At 75.4% G+C, this 16,533-nt stretch carries 17 protein-coding genes; 6 read left to right on the top strand and 11 right to left on the bottom strand.

The genetic code is table 11. The annotated features are described in order from the left end of the window. Positions 1-43: 43 nt before the first annotated feature. The 4 genes from BDZ31_RS01220 to BDZ31_RS01205 are packed head-to-tail and all read right to left on the bottom strand — an operon-like array spanning position 44 to position 3,422. Entirely contained in the window at positions 44-262 is a 219-nt protein-coding gene (locus BDZ31_RS01220) for an amphi-Trp domain-containing protein (protein WP_183338200.1), read from the bottom strand. Next, complete coding sequence (locus BDZ31_RS01215) at positions 238-1,587, bottom strand: diacylglycerol kinase family protein (protein WP_183338198.1); 1,350 nt, start codon at positions 1,585-1,587, stop codon at positions 238-240. The genes BDZ31_RS01220 and BDZ31_RS01215 overlap by 25 nt, the downstream gene beginning before the upstream one ends. Beyond that, the gene (locus BDZ31_RS01210) at positions 1,584-2,999 is read right to left on the bottom strand and encodes an MFS transporter (protein WP_183338196.1); all 1,416 of its coding nucleotides are present in this window, start codon (positions 2,997-2,999) and stop codon (positions 1,584-1,586) included. The genes BDZ31_RS01215 and BDZ31_RS01210 overlap by 4 nt, the downstream gene beginning before the upstream one ends. Before the next feature lie 18 nt (positions 3,000-3,017). Next, positions 3,018-3,422 (bottom strand): SHOCT domain-containing protein, encoded by a 405-nt coding sequence (locus BDZ31_RS01205; RefSeq protein ID WP_183338194.1) that lies wholly within the window; start codon positions 3,420-3,422, stop codon positions 3,018-3,020. A gap of 238 nt (positions 3,423-3,660) precedes the next feature. Here BDZ31_RS01205 and BDZ31_RS01200 point away from each other — a divergent pair, with 238 nt between their 5' ends. Further along, positions 3,661-4,368: a response regulator transcription factor gene (locus tag BDZ31_RS01200; RefSeq protein ID WP_183338192.1), complete on the top strand. Its 708-nt coding sequence runs from the start codon at positions 3,661-3,663 to the stop codon at positions 4,366-4,368. On the opposite strand, the gene BDZ31_RS01195 is transcribed toward BDZ31_RS01200, so the two are convergent. Further along, positions 4,331-4,744: a response regulator transcription factor gene (locus BDZ31_RS01195; RefSeq protein WP_183338190.1), complete on the bottom strand. Its 414-nt coding sequence runs from the start codon at positions 4,742-4,744 to the stop codon at positions 4,331-4,333. The two genes, BDZ31_RS01200 and BDZ31_RS01195, sit on opposite strands and share 38 nt — an antisense overlap. Positions 4,745-4,860: 116 nt before the next feature. Then, complete coding sequence (locus tag BDZ31_RS01190; protein WP_183338188.1) at positions 4,861-5,799, bottom strand: sensor histidine kinase; 939 nt, start codon at positions 5,797-5,799, stop codon at positions 4,861-4,863. 203 nt (positions 5,800-6,002) lie between these two features. Here BDZ31_RS01190 and BDZ31_RS01185 point away from each other — a divergent pair, with 203 nt between their 5' ends. From BDZ31_RS01185 to BDZ31_RS01170, 4 genes are all read left to right on the top strand, one after another. Beyond that, complete coding sequence (locus BDZ31_RS01185; protein WP_183338186.1) at positions 6,003-6,635, top strand: hypothetical protein; 633 nt, start codon at positions 6,003-6,005, stop codon at positions 6,633-6,635. Between the two features lie 14 nt (positions 6,636-6,649). Continuing rightward, a complete protein-coding gene (locus tag BDZ31_RS01180) occupies positions 6,650-7,153 on the top strand; it encodes an RDD family protein (RefSeq protein WP_183338184.1) in 504 nt (167 codons plus the stop codon). Further along, entirely contained in the window at positions 7,150-8,823 is a 1,674-nt protein-coding gene (locus tag BDZ31_RS01175) for an MFS transporter (protein ID WP_343075497.1), read from the top strand. The genes BDZ31_RS01180 and BDZ31_RS01175 overlap by 4 nt, the downstream gene beginning before the upstream one ends. 103 nt (positions 8,824-8,926) lie before the next feature. Continuing rightward, on the top strand, positions 8,927-9,691 hold the full coding sequence (locus tag BDZ31_RS01170; protein ID WP_183338182.1) for a DUF427 domain-containing protein: 765 nt from the start codon (positions 8,927-8,929) through the stop codon (positions 9,689-9,691). Positions 9,692-9,721: 30 nt separating this feature from the next. Here BDZ31_RS01170 and BDZ31_RS01165 read toward each other — a convergent pair whose 3' ends face one another. Then, complete coding sequence (locus tag BDZ31_RS01165) at positions 9,722-10,312, bottom strand: TetR/AcrR family transcriptional regulator (protein WP_183338180.1); 591 nt, start codon at positions 10,310-10,312, stop codon at positions 9,722-9,724. An 84-nt stretch (positions 10,313-10,396) separates the two neighbouring features. Between BDZ31_RS01165 and BDZ31_RS01160 the strand changes: the two genes are divergently transcribed. Further along, positions 10,397-11,881 (top strand): MFS transporter, encoded by a 1,485-nt coding sequence (locus tag BDZ31_RS01160; RefSeq protein WP_183338178.1) that lies wholly within the window; start codon positions 10,397-10,399, stop codon positions 11,879-11,881. 68 nt (positions 11,882-11,949) lie between these two features. On the opposite strand, the gene BDZ31_RS01155 is transcribed toward BDZ31_RS01160, so the two are convergent. The 4 genes from BDZ31_RS01155 to BDZ31_RS01140 all read right to left on the bottom strand — a co-directional run bounded on the left by BDZ31_RS01155 (position 11,950) and on the right by BDZ31_RS01140 (position 16,496). Continuing rightward, positions 11,950-13,422 carry an APC family permease gene (locus tag BDZ31_RS01155; protein WP_183338176.1) on the bottom strand — a complete coding sequence of 491 codons (1,473 nt, stop codon included), beginning with the start codon at positions 13,420-13,422 and terminating at the stop codon, positions 11,950-11,952. A gap of 112 nt (positions 13,423-13,534) precedes the next feature. Continuing rightward, positions 13,535-14,902: a glutamine synthetase family protein gene (locus BDZ31_RS01150; RefSeq protein ID WP_221242774.1), complete on the bottom strand. Its 1,368-nt coding sequence runs from the start codon at positions 14,900-14,902 to the stop codon at positions 13,535-13,537. Next, positions 14,899-15,702, bottom strand: a complete 804-nt coding sequence (locus tag BDZ31_RS01145; protein WP_183338174.1) for an SDR family NAD(P)-dependent oxidoreductase — start codon at positions 15,700-15,702, stop codon at positions 14,899-14,901. Before BDZ31_RS01145 ends, BDZ31_RS01150 begins: the two co-directional genes overlap by 4 nt. Further along, positions 15,699-16,496: a gamma-glutamyl-gamma-aminobutyrate hydrolase family protein gene (locus tag BDZ31_RS01140; protein ID WP_183338172.1), complete on the bottom strand. Its 798-nt coding sequence runs from the start codon at positions 16,494-16,496 to the stop codon at positions 15,699-15,701. Before BDZ31_RS01140 ends, BDZ31_RS01145 begins: the two co-directional genes overlap by 4 nt. Positions 16,497-16,533 lie beyond the last annotated feature (37 nt).

The raw sequence follows: 16,533 nt of genomic DNA, 5'->3' as shown, positions 1-16,533 counted from the left end.
GCGCGAGGCGGCCGGCCGGGCGTGCGCGGCCGGCCGCCTCACCTCACCACTTCAGCTCTATCTCCAGCTCGCGCTCGTCGCTCTCGACCTCGAGCTCGACCTTCAGCTCGACCTCGTCGGGGACCTTGACCTTGAAGCGCATGCCGCCGCGCTCGAACTCGAGCTCGTTGTGGCGGGCGAGCATGTCGGCGAGGTCGCGCAGCCGCTCGGCGACCGCCTCGCGTCTCAGCCGCTCCTTCACTTCGACTTCGAGGATCTCCATCGTCGCTCCTTCGTCGGTGGGGGTTGGTCGGGGGAGGCGTCGCCGCCGTGTCGATCATCGCGGCCGGCCGCGATCCGCGCCAGCGCGCGAGCCCCCTCCCGCAGCCCCTCCGGCATCGCCGCCGACGGCGAGGCGCCCGGGTGGCGGCGGGAGACGCGCACGCGCAGGACGCCCGCGCGGATGCGGAAGCGCAGCGGCGGGTGCAGCCGCGCCGCCTCGCCGTCGATGCCGGCGGGGATGACGTGGTCGGCGTCGACGTCGAAGGCCGGCGCAGACCACTCGCGCCACGGCCGCTGCGGCAGCCGACCCTCGCCGCCGCGGCCGATCGAGCGGCCGACGACGGTGACGCCGAGCAGCCCGTCGTCGATCCGCGGGCGGGTGCCGGAGCCGATCGCGCGGCCGAGCCGGTAGCGGTTGTTGGAGACGAGGATCGCGGCGCCGGCGCGATGCTCCGTGCCGCCGGGTCCGCGCCAGCGCAGGTCGAGGCCGGCGCCGTCGGGGCCGATCGTCGCCGGGATCGTGTCGAGCAGCGTGCGCAGCTTCGCGTCGCGGTATCCGCCGCGCTGGACCGCCTCGGCGTAGAGGCCGAGCGAGACGTTGTTGACGAAGACGCGGCCGTTGACCTCCGCCAGGTCGACGCGCCGCTCGCCGCCGTCGACGAAGGCGTCGAGGGCGCCGACGACGTCGTCGCGGTCGACGCCGAGGTCGAGCGCGAAGTGGTTGCGGGTGCCGGCCGGGACGCAGGCGTACGGCAGGTCGTGTTCGGCGGCGACCGCCGCGACGATCGCCTGCGAGCCGTCGCCGCCGGCCATCGCGAGCGCGTCGGCGCCGGCGGCGACCGCGTCGCGCACGAGCCGCTCGAGGTCGTCGCCCGGATGCAGCTCGATCGGCTCGATCGAGCGCGCGCGGGCCTCGTCGGCGAGCGCGAAGCGCGCCGCCTTGCCGCCGCCCGACTTGGGGTTGAAGAACAGCACCGGCCGGCGCGGCGCCGCCCGCGGCGGGAGCCGCGCCCGTCCCGCGAAGCTCCGCCGCGCCAGCGCGAGCGCGGCCGCGAGCGCCGCGACCGCGACCGCCTCCTCCACGAGCCGGTCGCGCGCCATCAGCGCGACCGCCGCGCCGACGCCGAGCAGGCCGAGCGCGAGGCCGCCGGCGCGCACGGCGCCGGTGCGCAGCAGGCCGTACCAGGCGGCGGTCGCGGCGAGCGCGAGGCAGGCGAGCGCGACGGGTCCGCGCGGGAAGGCGCCGACGGCGACGACCAGCGCGAGCGCGAGCCCGCCGGCGCCGAGCGCGAGCGCCGCGAGCGCGGCGAGGCGACGGGCCGTCACCGCGCGGTCTCCGGAGCGGCCTGCCCGGCGGGCTCGTCGGGCGGGAGGCGGGTCGCGGCGGCGAGGCCGACGAGCGCGAAGCCGGCGAGCACGATCATCGCCACGACGTAGGTGCGGTTGCCGGAGGCGAGGTCGGAGACGAGGATCGTGCCCGCGATCGCGGTGCCGAGCGAGGAGCCGAGGTTGGAGATGCTGCGCGACAGGCCGGAGATCTCGCCCTGCTGGCGCTCCGGGAAGGCCGACTGCACGATGTTCACCGACGGCGTCAGCATGACGCCGAGCCCAAGGCCGGCGACGAGCAGCCCGGGCACGAGCATGACCGACCGGTCGGAGAGGCCGACGAGCGCGAGCAGCAGCGCGATGCCGGCGACCGTCGTGACGAAGCCGACGCGGACGAGCGTGCGCTGCGGGTAGCGCTGCACGAGCCGCCCGGCGGCGACCGAGGAGACGAGGACGCCGACGGTCGCGGCGGTGAAGACGGCGCCGGTCTCGATCGGGTTGAGGCCGCGCACGGTCTGGAGGAAGACCGCGACGACGAAGCTGATCCCCAGCAGCAGCAGCCACTGGACGTTCTGCGTGACGAGCCCCAGGTTGGCGGTCCGATCGCGGAAGAGCGAGAGCGACAGCAGCGGCTCCCTGCCGGCCTGCTCGTCGGCGCGGACGTGCCGGAAGAACAGCAGCAGGAAGATCGCGCCGAGGGCGACGAGGATCGCGACCAGGAGGCCGTTCGTGCCGGCCTGCAGGATCCCCAGCACGAGCAGCAGCATGCCGGCCGCCGACAGCACCGCGCCGACCAGGTCGAACCGGCGGGTCGGGTCGGCCGGCAGCGGGTCCTCGACGCGGCGGGCGAGCACGACGATCGCCGCGACGACGAGCGCCTGGAAGACGAAGGCCGCCCGCCAGCTGATCGCGGTCGCGATCAGGCCGCCGATCAGCGGCCCGGCCGCCGCGCCGACGCCGCCGGCGCCGCTGATCAGCCCGAAGGCGCGCGCTCGCGACGCCTTCTCGGTGAAGGCGAGCGTCGCGAGGATGTAGACCGGCGGGATCAGCAGCGCGGTGCCGACGCCCTCCAGCAGCGAGTTGCCGACGATCAGCACGGCGAGGTCGGGCGAGGCGGCGCTGATCAGCGCGCCGACGCCGTAGAGCGCGAGCCCGGCGACGAAGCAGCGCTTGCGGCCCCAGCGGTCGGTCAGCTTGCCGCCGGGGATCATCAGCACCGCCATCACGAGCAGGAACAGCGTGATCGCCGTCTGCACCCCCTGGACGGTCGTGTCCAGGTCGGTGCTGATGTCGTTGATCATCACGTTCATGTTCGAGCCGGCGAAGCTGCAGATGAACTGCGCCAGCGCGAGCGGGACGAGCAGCCGGCGCGCCGACAGCCCCGGGCCGCTGGAGACGGGGCTGCCGCTCATCGGCCGGCCGCCGCCCGATCAGTGGGCGGCGAGCGCTCTCGCCTTGAGCGCGTCGAACTCGGCTCGCGTGATCGTCCCTCTCGCGAGCAGGCCCTCGGCGCGCTCGATCTCCGCGACGGCGCCGTCGCCGCCGGCGACGGCGCGCACGTGGTCGTCGAACTGGCGCTGGATCGCCTCGGCCTGCTCGCTGCTGCGCCGCGCCATGCCGTCGTGCTGGGCGATCAGGTAGACGAGCACGCCGAGGAACGGCAGCACGATCATGAAGACGCACCACGCCGCCTTCGTCCAACCGCCGATGTCGCGGCGTCGGAAGAGGTCGCTGAGGATGACGACCATCATCCAGATCCAGACGACCCAGGCGAAGAAGATGATCATCGTCCAGAGGACGTCGAGGAACGGGTAGTCGGCCGCGAACGTCAGCATCTCGCTTGCTCCTGTCCAGCCGTGCCCGGCGGGCGGCAGCCGCTCGCCGGGACGGGCCTCGTCGTGCGCCGATGCTCGCGCGCCGCCGCGCGGGCGGCAAGCCGGCCGGCACCCGCCCCGCCCTCGTGCGCGCATCCGCCCCGCGGAAGGCGGACGGCGGACGCGCGGGCGCCAGGTCGCCGCGCGGGAGGCGCCGCGGGGTTGACCGGCACCGCCTGCGGACCGGATAGTGGGCGAGATGGAGGCCGTTGCGCGAGCTGACGGCGGGACGGCGCACGCGAGCGCGATCCGCGTGGCGATCGCAGACGACAGCTTCCTCGTCCGCGAGGCGCTGGCGCACGTGCTGGAGCGCAGCGGCGGGATCGAGGTCGTCGCGGCCTGCGGCGACCGCGACGGCCTGCTGCGCGCCGTCGAGGAGGCGCGTCCCGACGTCGTCGTCACCGACATCCGCATGCCGCCGTCGCAGAGCGACGAGGGCCTGCAGGTCGCCGCGGCGCTGCGCCGCAGCCACCCCGGCGTCGGCGTCGTCGTGCTGAGCCAGTTCGCCGATCCGCGCTACGGGATCGCGCTGCTGGAGGAGGGCTCCGACGGCCGCGCCTACCTGCTGAAGGAGCGCGTCCAGAGCGGCGGTCAGCTGGCCGCCGCGATCGAGACGGTCGCGCGCGGCGGCTCGGTCGTCGACGCGCGCGTCGTCGACGGGCTGATCGCCGAGCGGCGGCGGATCGAGCGCTCGCCGCTGGCGGAGCTGACGCCGCGCGAGGTCGAGATCCTCTCCCACGTCGCGCGCGGGCGCAGCAACCAGGCGATCGCCGACGAGCTGGTGCTGACCAAGCGCGCCGTCGAGAAGCACATCAACGCGATCTTCCTGAAGCTCGGCCTCGCGCAGGCGCCCGACGTCAGCCGCCGCGTCAAGGCGGCGCTGATCTACCTCTCGGAGCGTCGGTAGCGGCGCCGCCGGTCGCGGCCGCCCAGGCCCGGTCGAGGGCGCGGACCGAGAGGTCCTGCTTGCGCAGGCAGCCGGCGGCGCCGACCGACCGCAGCGAGACCGGGTCGGGCAGCTCGCCGAGCGAGATCAGCACGACGGTCGCGCCGACGCCCGAGCGCGCCAGCCGTCGTGCGGTCTCGATCCCGTCCATCCCGGGCATGCGGACGTCGAGCAGCACGAGGTCCGGTCTCAGCTCGGCCGCCAGCCGCAGCGCCTCCGGCCCCGACGCCGCCTCCCCGACCTGCTCGAAGCCGGGCGCCGCGGCGAGCAGCCGGCGCGCGGTGCGGCGGAAGACCTCCTGGTCGTCGACGGCGAGCACGGTGACCGTGCCGCTCATGCGCTGGCTCCTCGTCGTGGCGGTCGATCGCACGGTGTCGCGCCACGCGCCGCGCGGCAAGGGCACGACCCTGCCAAGCCGGCCGTCCGCGCACGAGCGCGGGGGTGATGCGCGCCTCACCGCGGCCGGCCGGGAGGCCGGCGGACCGGCAGCGGGACGGGGACGCGGATGCGGACGGCGCAGCCGCGGCCGGGCGCCGGGCCGATCTCGAGCCGGCCGCCGACCGCCGCGAGCCGGTCGTGCATGTTCGTGATGCCTGCGCCGGGCGCCAGCCGGCCGGCTGGCAGGCGGGCGCCGTCGTCGGTCACGGAGGCGCGCAGCTCCCAACCGCTGCGACCGTCGAGCGCGATCGCGACCCGGTCGGCGCCGGCCGCGTGCTTGCAGGCGTTCTGGAGCGCCTCCAGCGCGCAGAAGTAGACCGCGCTCTCGATCTCCGGCGAGTAGCGGCCGACGCCGGTCGCGTCGAGCTCGACGGGGAGCGCGGCATGCGCGGCGCTCGCGCGCAGCGCCTCGACGAGGCCGCGGTCGGCGAGCAGCGGCGGGTAGACGCCGTGCGCGAGCGCGCGCAGCTCCTCGAGCGCCTCGTCGACCTCGCGCTCCAGCTCGCGCAGCCGCTCGGCCGCGAGCGACGGGTCGCGGCCGATCAGCTCCTCCGCCAGCTCCAGCTCGATCCGCAGCGCGACGAGCCGCTGCTGGGCGCCGTCGTGGAGGTCGCGCTCGATCCGGCGGCGCTCCCGCTCGGCGCTCGCCGCGATCCGCGCCCGCGACGCGCGCAGCTCCCGCGTCGCCGTCGCCGCCGCGGCGGTCAGCCGCCGGTTCTCCGACGCGAGCGCGCGGCCGGCGCTGCGCTGCGCGAGCAGCAGCAGGAGCGCGGCGACGAGGACCGCGGCGAGGGCCGCGACCGCCGGCTCGCGCCTGACGCCGTCGACCGCGAGGAAGGCCGCCGCGGCGACCGCTGCGGCGAGCGCCGCCGCGCCGGCCGCGCGCAGCCACGACGCGACGCGCAACTCGCGCTGCGCCGGCAGCCTGCGCACCTCCGGGACGCTGCTCGCCATCTGCGGCTGGCCTCCGCTGCGGACGTCTTCCGAGCGAACCATTGCACCACGCGCGCGGCGTGCGTCGGCAAAGTGGCCGCCATCAGTCCGCAACTTGGCGCGCCGGCGTCGTCCGCTGCTCGCGCGTGCTGGGGTGCGCACCACCGACGGTTGGGGTGTCGGTCACCTTGCGCGCGCGGGCGGGCCGGTGCGACCGTCTGCCTGTGACGTCCGCAGCGCGCCTCGTCGACCCCTTCGGCCTCGGACCGGCCGTCGCCCGGCTGCCGCGGCGCGCCGCGCGCCGCGGCTGCGAGGAGGCGTCGCGGGCCGCGCTGGCGGCGCTGGAGCGGGCGCTGCGCTCGCGTGTCGCCGCGGACGCCGTCGACCTCGTCATGCGCAGCCCGCTCGTCGATCGCGTCGTCGCGACGGCGCTCGACGACGACACGGTGACGCGGCTGGCCGCGCGCGTCGCCGAGGATCCCGCGACGGCGCGGATGGTCGAGCGCGCCCTCGACAGCCGCCTGACCGCCGACCTCGTCGCGCAGGCGCTGGAGAGCGCGGGCGCCGAGCGGCTCGTCGCCCAGCTGCTCGACAGCCGCCTGCTCGACGCGAGCGTCGCGCGGGTGCTCGCCAGCGAGGAGCTGTGGCGTGTCGTCGAGGAGATCGCGCGCAGCCCGGCGGTGACCGAGGCGATCGCGCAGCAGGGGAGCGGCCTCGCCGACCAGGTCGCCGAGGAGGTCGGCGAGCGCTCGCGCCGCGCCGACGCGCGCCTGGAGCGCTTCGCGCGCCGCTTCCTCCATCGCCCGCCGCCGCCCGACGACGCGCTGGTGCCGCTCGGGCGGGCCGGGCCCTCGTGAGCCTCGCCGGCCGCATGCCTGCGGCCGCCACCGCGGCGCGGCCCGGCCGGTACGTCGGCCTGGTGACGCGGGCGATCGCCTTCACCGCCGACGCCGTGCTCCTCAACGCGGTCGCGATCGCGACCGCCGCCGCCGTCGCGCTCGCCTTCACGGTCCTGACGCTGCCCTCGGAGCTGAAGCCGGTCGCGCTCGCCGTCGGCGGCGCCGCCTACCTGACCTGGACCGTCGCCTACTTCGCCGTCTGCTGGTCGACGACGGGGCAGACGCCCGGCGCGCGCCTGATGCGCTTCCGCGTCTGCGACGAGGACGGGGCGACGATCTCGCCGCGGCGGGCGCTGCTGCGCTTCGTCGCGCTGACGCTCGCCGCGATCCCGCTGTTCGCCGGCTTCCTCCCGATCCTCGTCGACGACCGCCGCCGCGGCTTCCACGACCGCGTCGCCGGCACCGTCGTCGTCGACGCCGACGGCCCCGCCCGCGGCGCCGCAGCCCGGCCTCACCCGCGCCCGGAGGATCGGTGAGGGCCGGCAGCGACGACCTCGCCGCGCCGCCGGCCGCCGACCGGCGCCGGGCGTGGCTGCCGGTCGCGGTGCTGGCGGCGGCGCAGTTCGTGATGGTGCTCGACAGCAGCGTGATGAACGTCTCGATCTCGCAGATCGTCGCCGACCTCGACACGACGATCCAGGGAGTCCAGCTGGCGATCACCGCGTACACGCTGGTGATGGCGGCCTTCATGCTCGCGGGCGCGAAGCTCGGCGACCTGCTCGGGCGCGATCGGGCCTTCGCGATCGGGCTCGCCGTCTACGGGCTCGGCTCGCTGACGACCGCGCTCAGCCCGAACCTGACCGTGCTGCTGATCGGCTGGTCGCTGGTCGAGGGGCTCGGCGCGGCGCTCGTGATCCCGGCGATCGTCGCGCTCGTCGCGGCGCTCTACGACGGCCGCGCGCGAGCGGTCGCGTTCGGCGTCATCGGCGGGACCGCCGGCGCCGCGATCGCCGCCGGCCCGCTGATCGGCGGCTGGGTGACGACCGAGCTGAGCTGGCGCTACGTCTTCGCGGGCGAGACGGTCGTCGTCGTCGGGATCCTGCTCGCCCGGCGGATCTTGCGCGCCGGGGCGTCGGCGGCGCGCGCGGGCGGCGGCGTCGACGTGGTCGGCGTCGCGCTGTCGGCGCTCGGCCTCGGGCTGGCCGTCTTCGGCGTGCTGAAGAGCAGCGAGTGGGGCTGGGTGCTGCCGCGCGGGGCGCTGACGATCGGCGGGCGGGAGATCACGCCGCTCGGCTTCTCGGCGGTGCCGTTCCTCGTGCTCGCCGGCCTCGGCACGCTCGCGCTGTTCGCGACGTGGGAGGAGCGGCGCGAGCAGCAGGGGCGCTCGACGCTGCTCGACCGCGCGCTGCTGCGGATCCCCGCGCTGCGGGCCGGCCTCTCGACGCTCGTCGCCCAGCAGCTGATCCTGCTCGGCACCTTCTTCGTCCTGCCCGTCTACCTGCAGGTCGTGCTCGGGCTCGACGCCTTCGAGACCGGCAAGCGGCTGTTCCCGATGTCGGTGACGATGTTCGCGGCGGCGCTGCTCGGCCCGCGGCTGGCGGCCGGGCTCGCCCCCAAGCGGGTCGCTCAGGCGGGGCTGGTCGCGCTCGCGGCCGCGTCGATCCTGCTGCTGGCGACGATCGAGGTCGAGCTCGACACGACGCCGTTCGCGCTCGCGCTGGCGCTGTTCGGCGTCGGCGCGGGGCTGCTCGTCTCCCAGCTCGGCAACGTCGTGATGTCGTCGGTCCCGCCGGAGCGGATCAACGAGGCCGGCGGCCTGCAGGGCACCGCGCAGAACCTCGGCGCCTCGCTCGGGACGGCGTTGATCGGGTCGGTGCTGATCGCGGCGCTGACGGCCGGCTTCGCCAACGCGGTCGAGCGCAACCAGGAGATCCCGGCGGCGGTGCGCGCGCAGGTCGAGCAGGTGGCGCGCGAGGGCATCCCCGTCGTCCCGGTCGACGAGGTCGAGCGCGCCGCCCGCGACCTGGGCGTGTCGGAGGCCGACGCGCAGGCGGTCGCCGACCACTACGGCGCGGCGCAGCTCGACGCGCTGCGGCTGGCGATCGGCGCGGTCGCGGCGGCCGCGCTGCTGTCGCTGTGGTTCACGCGCCGGCTCCCGGGGCGCGGCGCCGGCGCCAGCGGAGCAGCTCGGCCGCCCGACGGGTGAGGTCGGCGACGCCGCCGTCGGGCGAGGGCGGCGACCGGCGGCGGACGCGCCGACTGCGGGCGGCGCGATGGACGCGCTCGCGGCGCGCCGCTAGCGTCGTGGCATGTCGCTGACGATCGGCTCCGGCCCGTTCGGGCAACGGCCGGCGGGACGGTTCAACGTCGAGATCCCGGCCGGGGAGCTGCTGTTCGTCGAGCCCTCCCCGCGGTGGGTCCGCGCGCTGCGCGGCGGCGAGACGGTGATCGACAGCCGCCGCGCGAAGCTGCTCCACCGGCACGGCGCGCTGGCGCGCTACTTCGTCCCGCGCGACGACGTCCGCTGGGAGCGGCTCGCCGACCTCGAGCCGGTCGCCCCGCCCGCCGGCGCGCCCGGACTCGACGGCCACGTCTCGTTCGCGTGGGACGACCTCGACGCCTGGTTCGAGGAGGACGAGCGGCTGGTCGCCCACGCGATCGACCCCTACCACCGCATCGACGTGCGGCCGACCTCGCGCCACGTCGTCGTCTCCGCCGGCGGCGTCGTGCTCGCCGACGCCCGGCACGCCCGCGCGCTGTTCGAGACCGGGCTGCCGACCCGCTGGTACCTCGCGCGCGCCGACGTGCTCGCCGAGCTGGAGCCGAGCCCGCTGCGGACCGAGTGCGCCTACAAGGGGGTCGCCTCGTACTTCTCGGCGCGGGTCGGCGGGGAGCTGCTGGAGAACGTCGCCTGGACCTATCGCCGGCCGCGCCACGACGCGCTCGCCGTGCGGGACCTGATCTGCTTCTTCGACGAGGCGGTCGACGTCGACCTCGACGGCGAGCGCCAGCCGCGCCCCGAGACGCCGTGGGGCCGCCCCGGCTGGTGGCGCGACTACGACGAGGCGCGCTGAGAGCGGCGACCGGCCGCCGCCGGATGCCGCTCAGCGGGCGGCGAGGATGCGGTCGAAGTGGGCGAGCGGGTCGGCGACCTCGCCGCCGCGCACCTCGTCCAGCCAGACGCGGAAGGCGGCGACGGAGCGGGCGACGAGCAGCCGCGTCTGCCAGTCGGGCGGCGGCGTGGCGCGGCGGCGCGCCAGCAGCTGGTCGGCGAGCGAGCGCTCGCGGTCGGCCAGCTGCACCAGCGGCGAGGCGCGCACCGCGGTCGTCTCGCGGATCACGTCGAAGTAGGCGGTCAGCCGCGTCCAGTGGTCGACCATGTGCTCGGCGAGCCGGCGCAGCGCGAACGCGAGCGCGTCGGCGTCGGAGAGCTGGGCCGGCGCGGCCGCGAGCGCCGCCTCCGCGCGGTCGGCCATCTCGCGGACCGGCTCGAGCAGCACGTCCTCCTTGGCCGGGAAGTAGCGGTAGAAGCTGCGCGGCGCGACCTCGGCGGCGGCGCAGATCTCGGCGACCGAGACGGCCGCGTAGCCGTGGGCGGCGAACAGCTCGATCGCGACCTCGGCGACGCGCGCCTTCGCCGCCGCGCGCTTGCGCTCGCGCAGCGATCCGCCGTCGGTGGGTTCGCGTGCGCTCATCGGCGAGGGGTTCGCGGGGCGGGGGCGTTCACCTCCGCGATTGTGGCATATTCTGCCTTGAGGCATAAACTGTCAGGAAGGCCCATGTCCAACGCCACCCGCCCCGACTCCACCGCCGTCGCCGACCCGCCCGACACCGACGGCTGGTCGCCGCAGCAGATCGCCGCGCTCGCGACCGTCGCGATCTGCGGCGTCCTCGTCGCGCTGACGCAGACGCTGCTCGTCCCGGTCCTCGGCCAGATCCAGGCCGACCTGGGCAGCACGACGAGCGGCACCCAGTGGCTGCTGACCGCGACGCTGCTCTCGGCGGCGGTCGCCGTCCCGGTCTTCGGCCGACTCGGCGACCTCTACGGCAAGCGGCTGATGCTGCTCGCGGCGGTCGTCGCGCTCGCGTTCGGCTCGCTGATCTGCGCGCTCACCAGCAACCTCGCCGTGATGATCGTCGGCCGCGCGATCACCGGGCTCTCCTCCGCGGCGATCCCGCTCGGCATCAGCCTGATCGGCACCGTCCTGCCGAAGGAGCGCGCGCCGGCCGGCATCGCGCTCGTCAGCGCGACGCTGGGCATCGGCGGGGCGCTCGGCCTCCCGCTCGCCGCGCTCGTCGCCGAGCACGCCGACTACCACGTGCTGTTCTGGACCTGCGTCGGCGGCGGCGCGCTCGCCTTCGCCGGGATCGCCGCCGCGATCAGCGACCCGCCGCGGACGGGTCGCGGCCGGCTCGACCTCGGCGGCACCGCCCTGCTCAGCGCGACGCTCGTCTGCCTGCTGCTCCCGCTCGCGCAGGCCAACGCGTGGGGGTGGGGCGACGCCCGCACGGTCGGCCTGCTGGCGGCCGCCCTCGTCGGCATCGCCGTCTTCGTCGCCGTCGAACGGCGGGCCGCCTCGCCGCTGGTCGACGTCGTCGCCAACGCCCGCCCGGCGCTGCTGCTCACCAACGTCGCCTCGCTCGCGGTCGGCTTCGCGCTGTTCGCGTCGCTGATCGGGACGGCGTCGTACGTGCAGGCGCCGGAGGCGACCGGCTATGGCTTCGGCTCCTCGGTGCTCGCCGGCGGCCTCGCGATGCTGCCCAGCGGGGTCGCGATGCTGCTGCTGTCGCCGGTCTCGGCGAAGCTGTCGATCCGCTTCGGCCCGAAGGTCACGCTCGCGCTCGGCGCGTCGATCGTCGCGCTGGGCTTCCTCTTCCGCATCGTCTTCGTCGACGCCTACTGGCAGGTCGTCGTCGGCACGACGATCGCCGGCGCCGGCACCGGGATCGCCTACGCCGCGATGCCGAGCCTGATCCTGCTCGGCGCGCGCAGATCCCAGCTCGCGGCGGCCAACGGCCTCAACACGCTCTTCCGCAGCGTCGGCAGCTCGCTCGCGAGCGCGATCGGCGGCACCCTGCTCGCCTCGATGACGATCGGCGTCGGCGGCCACGAGCTGCCCTCGCTCGGCGCCTACCGCACGCTGTTCGCGATCTGCGCCGGCGCCGCGGTGATCGGCGCCCTGATCGCGCTCGCGATCCCGGCGGCCGGCAGCGAGCGGGAGGAGCCGGCGGAGGCTCCGGTCAGGCAGACGGCCGGCGTCTGACCGGACGACGGCGCGCGGCCCGACCGCGGCGCCGTCGTCGGACCGGAGCGGCGGCCGCCCGCGCTTGCTCAGCGCGCCGCCGCCGCCGGCGGCGCGGTCGCGGGCTCCTCGGCGTCCTCGGCGAAGACGTCGAGCGGCGCGCGCGGCGGCCGCTTCCAGCCGACGACGAAGCCGATCGCCGCGGCGACGACGAGCAGCCACGGCAGCGCGTTGACGACGCTGGAGGTGCTGCCGGTCAGGAGCGAGTAGTTGTCGACGATCAGGCAGCAGGCGGTCAGCAGGCCGAGCGCCGCGAGGCCCGGGGCGACGACGTGGCGCCAGAGGCTGCGGTCGGGGCGGCGCCAGAAGAAGGCGACGACCGCGATCGAGGTGACGGCCATCAGCCCGATCACGCCGAGCGCGCCGACGCCGGCGGTCTGGTTGCCGAGGTCGAGGTACGGCTCGGCGCCGGCGAGCGCGTAGATCGCGACGACGACGGCGACGAAGCCGGCCTGGGCGCAGGCGGCGACGTAGGGCGTGCGGCGGCGCGGATGGGTCTCGCCGAGCCGGCGCGGCAGGACCCCCTCGCGGCCGAACGCGAAGATGTAGCGGGTCGCCATGTTGTGGATCGCCATCAGGACCGCGATCAAGCTCGTCAGCAGCAGCCAGTTCATCAGGTGGACGGCCCAGCCGCCGAGCACCGAGCCGGCCGCGGCGAAGACGAACGTCCCCGGGTCGGCGAGCGCGGCGGCCTGCGCGTCGGCGCCGCCCGAGGCGGCGATGATCGACCACGACGACAGCAGGTAGACGATGCCGATGAAGGCGATCGCGATCATCGTCGCGCGCGGGACGGTGCGGCGCGGCTCCTTCGCCTCCTCGCCGAAGATCGCCGTCGCCTCGAAGCCGATGAAGGAGATGAAGACGAAGGTGAAGCCGATCCCGACGGCGCCGCTGAAGATCTCGTCGGGGCTGACCGACTGGAGCGGATAGGCGCCCGGGCCCTCGGTCACGAGCGTCGCGACGGCGAGCACCAGCAGCAGCGCCGTCTCGGCGATCAGCAGCGTCCCGAGCACGCGGGCGTTGAGCTCGATCCCAAGGATGCCGACGACCAGCGCGAAGGCGAGCAGGCCGAAGGAGAAGATCTCCCACGGGATGTCGACGCTCAGCTCGGAGGCGAAGGTCTGGTGGGCGAAGAAGCCGACGAGGCCGACGACGTAGAGGACGAGCATGTTGTAGGCGAGCAGCGCGACGAAGCCGGCCGCCATCCCGAGCCGCGGACCGAGGCCGGCGGCGACGTAGGCGAAGAAGGCTCCGGGGTTGGTCAGCTGCCGGCTCATCGCCGCGTAGCCGACGGCGAACAGCGCCAGCACGAGCGCGACGACGAGGTAGGCGCCGGGCGCGCCGACGCCGTTGCCGAGTGCGACCGCGACCGGCATCGCGGTCGCCATCGCGCTCAGCGGCGCCGCGGTCGCGACGACCAGGAAGACGATGCTTCCGACCCCCATCGCGCCGCGCTCGAGCTGGTGTCGGGCAGGCGGCGACTCGACCGTCGTCGTCTCCATCACGCTCTCTCCCTCCGAGAAAGGCGGCGGCCCCAACGGCCGCGCGTCGGGGCGAGTATGGAATAAAGATCAGTCCATTGTCAAGGACTGATCTTCATTCCACATGGCTCCCTCAGATCTGCTCGAAGTAGCGAGCGATCTCCCACTCGCCGACGACCGCCATGAACTGCTCCCACTCGTGCTCGGCGACCGCGGCGTAGTGGTCGACGGCGACGTCGCCGAAGGCGGCGCGGGCCTCGGCGCTGCCGCGCAGCGCGGCCGCCGCCGCGGCGAGGTCGGCCGGCAGCGGGCGGCGCTCCTGCTCGTAGGCGTTGCCCCGCACCGGCGGACCGGGGTCGAGCTGGCGCTCGAGGCCGTCGGCGACGCTCGCCAGCAGCGCGGCGAAGACGAGGTACGGGTTGCCGTCTGCGCCGGGGAGCCGCAGCTCCAGCCGCAGGCTCTCGGGCGTCGCCCCGACCGTCCGGACGGTCGTCGTGCGGTTGTCGTAGCCCCACGTCGCCCCGGCGCCGGCGACCAGCTCGTCGCGCGAGGCGCGGCGGTAGGAGTTGACGGTCGGCGCGTACCAGGCCATGAACTCGGCGGCGTGGTCGAGCACGCCGCCGACCGCCGCCCGGTAGGCCGCCGACAGGCCGCGCTCGCCGTCGCCGTCGTGGAAGGCCGCGCCGCCGTCGCGGTCGAGCAGCGAAAGGTGGACGTGGCCGGAGGAGCCGATCGCCTCGTTGGAGGGGCGGGCCATGAAGGTCGCGCACAGTCCCTCCAGCGTCGCCACCTCCTTCGTCGCGAGCTTGAACAGCGCGTGGCGGTCGGCCGCCTCCAGCGGCGGCCCGTAGCGCATGTTGACCTCCCACTGGCCGAGCCCCCACTCGCCCTGCTCCAGCTCCAGCTCGACGCCCGATGCCTCCAGCCCGCGGCGCAGCCGGCCGAAGAACGGCTCCATCAGGTTCCCCGGCGAGATCAGGTAGTCGGCGTGGTGCTCGGTCGTCGGCGTCAGCCCGCGGTAGCCGGCGGCGCGCGCCTCCGTGGGGGTGCCGCGGTAGAGGTAGAACTCCAGCTCGCTGCCGATCCGCGCCTCGTAGCCGAGCTGCGCGAGCCGCTCGATCTGGCCCTGCAGCATCGCCCGTGGGCCGATCGGGACGGTCGCCCCCTCGTCGTCGCGCAGGTCGCCGAAGCAGAGCGCGACCCCCTCCAGCCAGCCGAGCCGCCGCAGCGTCGCCGGGTCGGGGACGAGGCGCATGTCCTGCCAGCCGGTGTGAAAGCCGGCGTAGTCGACCTGCAGCTCGAGCGACTGGTCGATGTCCCACGCCAGCGTGCAGGTGCAGAGGTCGATCCCGTCGAGGCGCCGGCGCAGCTGGGCCGGCGACATCCGGCGCCCGAACAGCCGGCCCTGCATGTCGGGGGCGGCGACGATCACGGTCTCGATCCCGGCCGCCTCCAGCTCGTCGAGCGCCAGCCGACCGGGCATCTCCTGGAGCGCCGTCATCGGACCAGCCACCCGCCGTCGACCGGCAGCTGCGCGCCGGTGATGTAGGAGGCGTCGTCGGAGAGCAGGAACGAGACGGCCGCGGCGATGTCGTCGGGCTGCCCGAGCCGCTTGATCAGGACCCGCTGCTCCATGAAGGCCCACGCCTCCGGCGAGTGGAGGTCGATCCCGGTCAGCGGCGTGTCGACGACGCCGGGGGCGACGGCGTTGACGCGGATGCCGCGGTCGCTCAGCTCGGCGGCGAGCGCCTTCGTGAGGATTCTCAGCCCGCCCTTCGATGCGTTGTAATGGGGCTGGCAGTGGCCGGTCGAGCTCACGACCACGTCGGCCTCGACCGTCGTGATGTTGACGATCGCGCCGGTGCGCGGCGTCAGCGCCTTCGCCGCCTCCTGCGCGAGCACGAAGCAGCCCTTGAGGTTGACGTCGATCGTCCGGTCCCACTCCTCGTCGGTGAGGTCGGCGAAGCCGGTCATCGTCAGCATCCCGGCCGCGTTGACGAGCTGGTCGAGCCTGCCCAGCTCGGCGACCGTCCGCTCGACCGCCGCGCGCACGCGCGCGCGGTCGCGCACGTCGACGTCGAGCGCCAGCGCGCGGCCGCCGCCGAGCTCGCGCTCGATCGCGGCCGCCGACTCGCGCACCCCGTCGCCGTTGAGGTCGAGGCAGGCGACCTGAGCCCCCTCGCGCGCCAGCCGCAGCGCGATCCCCCGGCCGATGCCGGAGGCGGCGCCGGTCACGAGCGCGACCTTGCCGAGATGGCGGGCGCCGTCGACGCGGCGCTCCGGCGTTGCGATGGTGCTCATCGAGCTCTCCTCTCCTGGCGCGCGGCGCGCGCCTCGTGGTCGGTGGCCTGTCGCAGCAGCCAATGGAACAGGGGATCGGTGCCCGGCAGCATCTCCGGGTGCCACTGGACGCCGATCGCGCACGCCGACGGCAGCTCGACCGCCTCGACGATCCCGTCGGGCGCGGTGCCGGCGACCGCGAGCCCGGCGCCGAGCGCGCCGATCCCCTGGTGGTGGAAGCTGTTGACCTCGATCCGCGGCCCGTAGATGTCGTGCAGCGCCGTCCCGGGCGCCAGCTCGACGGCGTGGACGCGGACCTCGGGCGGGTAGATCACGAGCGTGTGCTCGACCGCCTGCACCGGCGGCAGGTCGTCGATCAGCGTGCCGCCGCGGGCGACGTTGAGCAGCTGCATGCCGCGGCAGATCCCGAGCAGCGGCAGGCCGCGCGCGAGCGCCGCCTCGATCAGCGCCAGCTCGAAGGAGTCGCGGCCGGGGTCGACTCTCGAGCTGGTCGGCGTCGGCTGGCTGCCGTAGCGGCGCGGGTCGACGTCCTGGCCGCCGGCGACGACGAGCGCGTCGAGCCGCGCGACGACCGCCTCCGGGTCGGCCTCCCGCGGCAGGTGGACCGGCAGGCCGCCGGCCCGCGCGACCGCCTGCGGGTAGAAGACGTAGTGGGCGTCGCAGTAGGCGTGGAGCAGGATCTGCGGCGTCGTCGAGATCTCGGCCGCGTGCAGGCGCGGGCCGGTGATCCCGACCAGCGGGGCGGCCGGCCGCGCGGCTGCCGCGACCGGCCCCGCGGAGGCGAGCGCGCTCATCGCGCCCGCGGAGCGCTCCCGTCGCTCCGCCCGTCCG

It is taken from the genome of Conexibacter arvalis (genome assembly GCF_014199525.1).
Classification (GTDB): Bacteria; Actinomycetota; Thermoleophilia; order Solirubrobacterales; family Solirubrobacteraceae; genus Conexibacter; species Conexibacter arvalis.
The sequence above is the reverse complement of the archived record's forward strand: the minus strand, read 5'-3'. Positions and strand labels throughout refer to the sequence as shown.

Excerpts from the sequence above, each read along its gene's own strand:
- BDZ31_RS01155 (WP_183338176.1), bottom strand. The coding sequence starts at position 13,422 with ATGGAGACGACGACGGTCGAGTCGCCGCCTGCCCGACACCAGCTCGAG.
- BDZ31_RS01210 (WP_183338196.1), bottom strand. The coding sequence starts at position 2,999 with ATGAGCGGCAGCCCCGTCTCCAGCGGCCCGGGGCTGTCGGCGCGCCGG.
- BDZ31_RS01200 (WP_183338192.1), top strand. The coding sequence starts at position 3,661 with ATGGAGGCCGTTGCGCGAGCTGACGGCGGGACGGCGCACGCGAGCGCG.
- BDZ31_RS01195 (WP_183338190.1), bottom strand. The coding sequence starts at position 4,744 with ATGAGCGGCACGGTCACCGTGCTCGCCGTCGACGACCAGGAGGTCTTC.
- BDZ31_RS01170 (WP_183338182.1), top strand. The coding sequence starts at position 8,927 with ATGTCGCTGACGATCGGCTCCGGCCCGTTCGGGCAACGGCCGGCGGGA.
- BDZ31_RS01180 (WP_183338184.1), top strand. The coding sequence starts at position 6,650 with ATGCCTGCGGCCGCCACCGCGGCGCGGCCCGGCCGGTACGTCGGCCTG.
- BDZ31_RS01165 (WP_183338180.1), bottom strand. The coding sequence starts at position 10,312 with ATGAGCGCACGCGAACCCACCGACGGCGGATCGCTGCGCGAGCGCAAG.
- BDZ31_RS01150 (WP_221242774.1), bottom strand. The coding sequence starts at position 14,902 with ATGACGGCGCTCCAGGAGATGCCCGGTCGGCTGGCGCTCGACGAGCTG.
- BDZ31_RS01140 (WP_183338172.1), bottom strand. The coding sequence starts at position 16,496 with ATGAGCGCGCTCGCCTCCGCGGGGCCGGTCGCGGCAGCCGCGCGGCCG.
- BDZ31_RS01220 (WP_183338200.1), bottom strand. The coding sequence starts at position 262 with ATGGAGATCCTCGAAGTCGAAGTGAAGGAGCGGCTGAGACGCGAGGCG.
- BDZ31_RS01160 (WP_183338178.1), top strand. The coding sequence starts at position 10,397 with ATGTCCAACGCCACCCGCCCCGACTCCACCGCCGTCGCCGACCCGCCC.
- BDZ31_RS01205 (WP_183338194.1), bottom strand. The coding sequence starts at position 3,422 with ATGCTGACGTTCGCGGCCGACTACCCGTTCCTCGACGTCCTCTGGACG.
- BDZ31_RS01145 (WP_183338174.1), bottom strand. The coding sequence starts at position 15,702 with ATGAGCACCATCGCAACGCCGGAGCGCCGCGTCGACGGCGCCCGCCAT.
- BDZ31_RS01190 (WP_183338188.1), bottom strand. The coding sequence starts at position 5,799 with ATGGCGAGCAGCGTCCCGGAGGTGCGCAGGCTGCCGGCGCAGCGCGAG.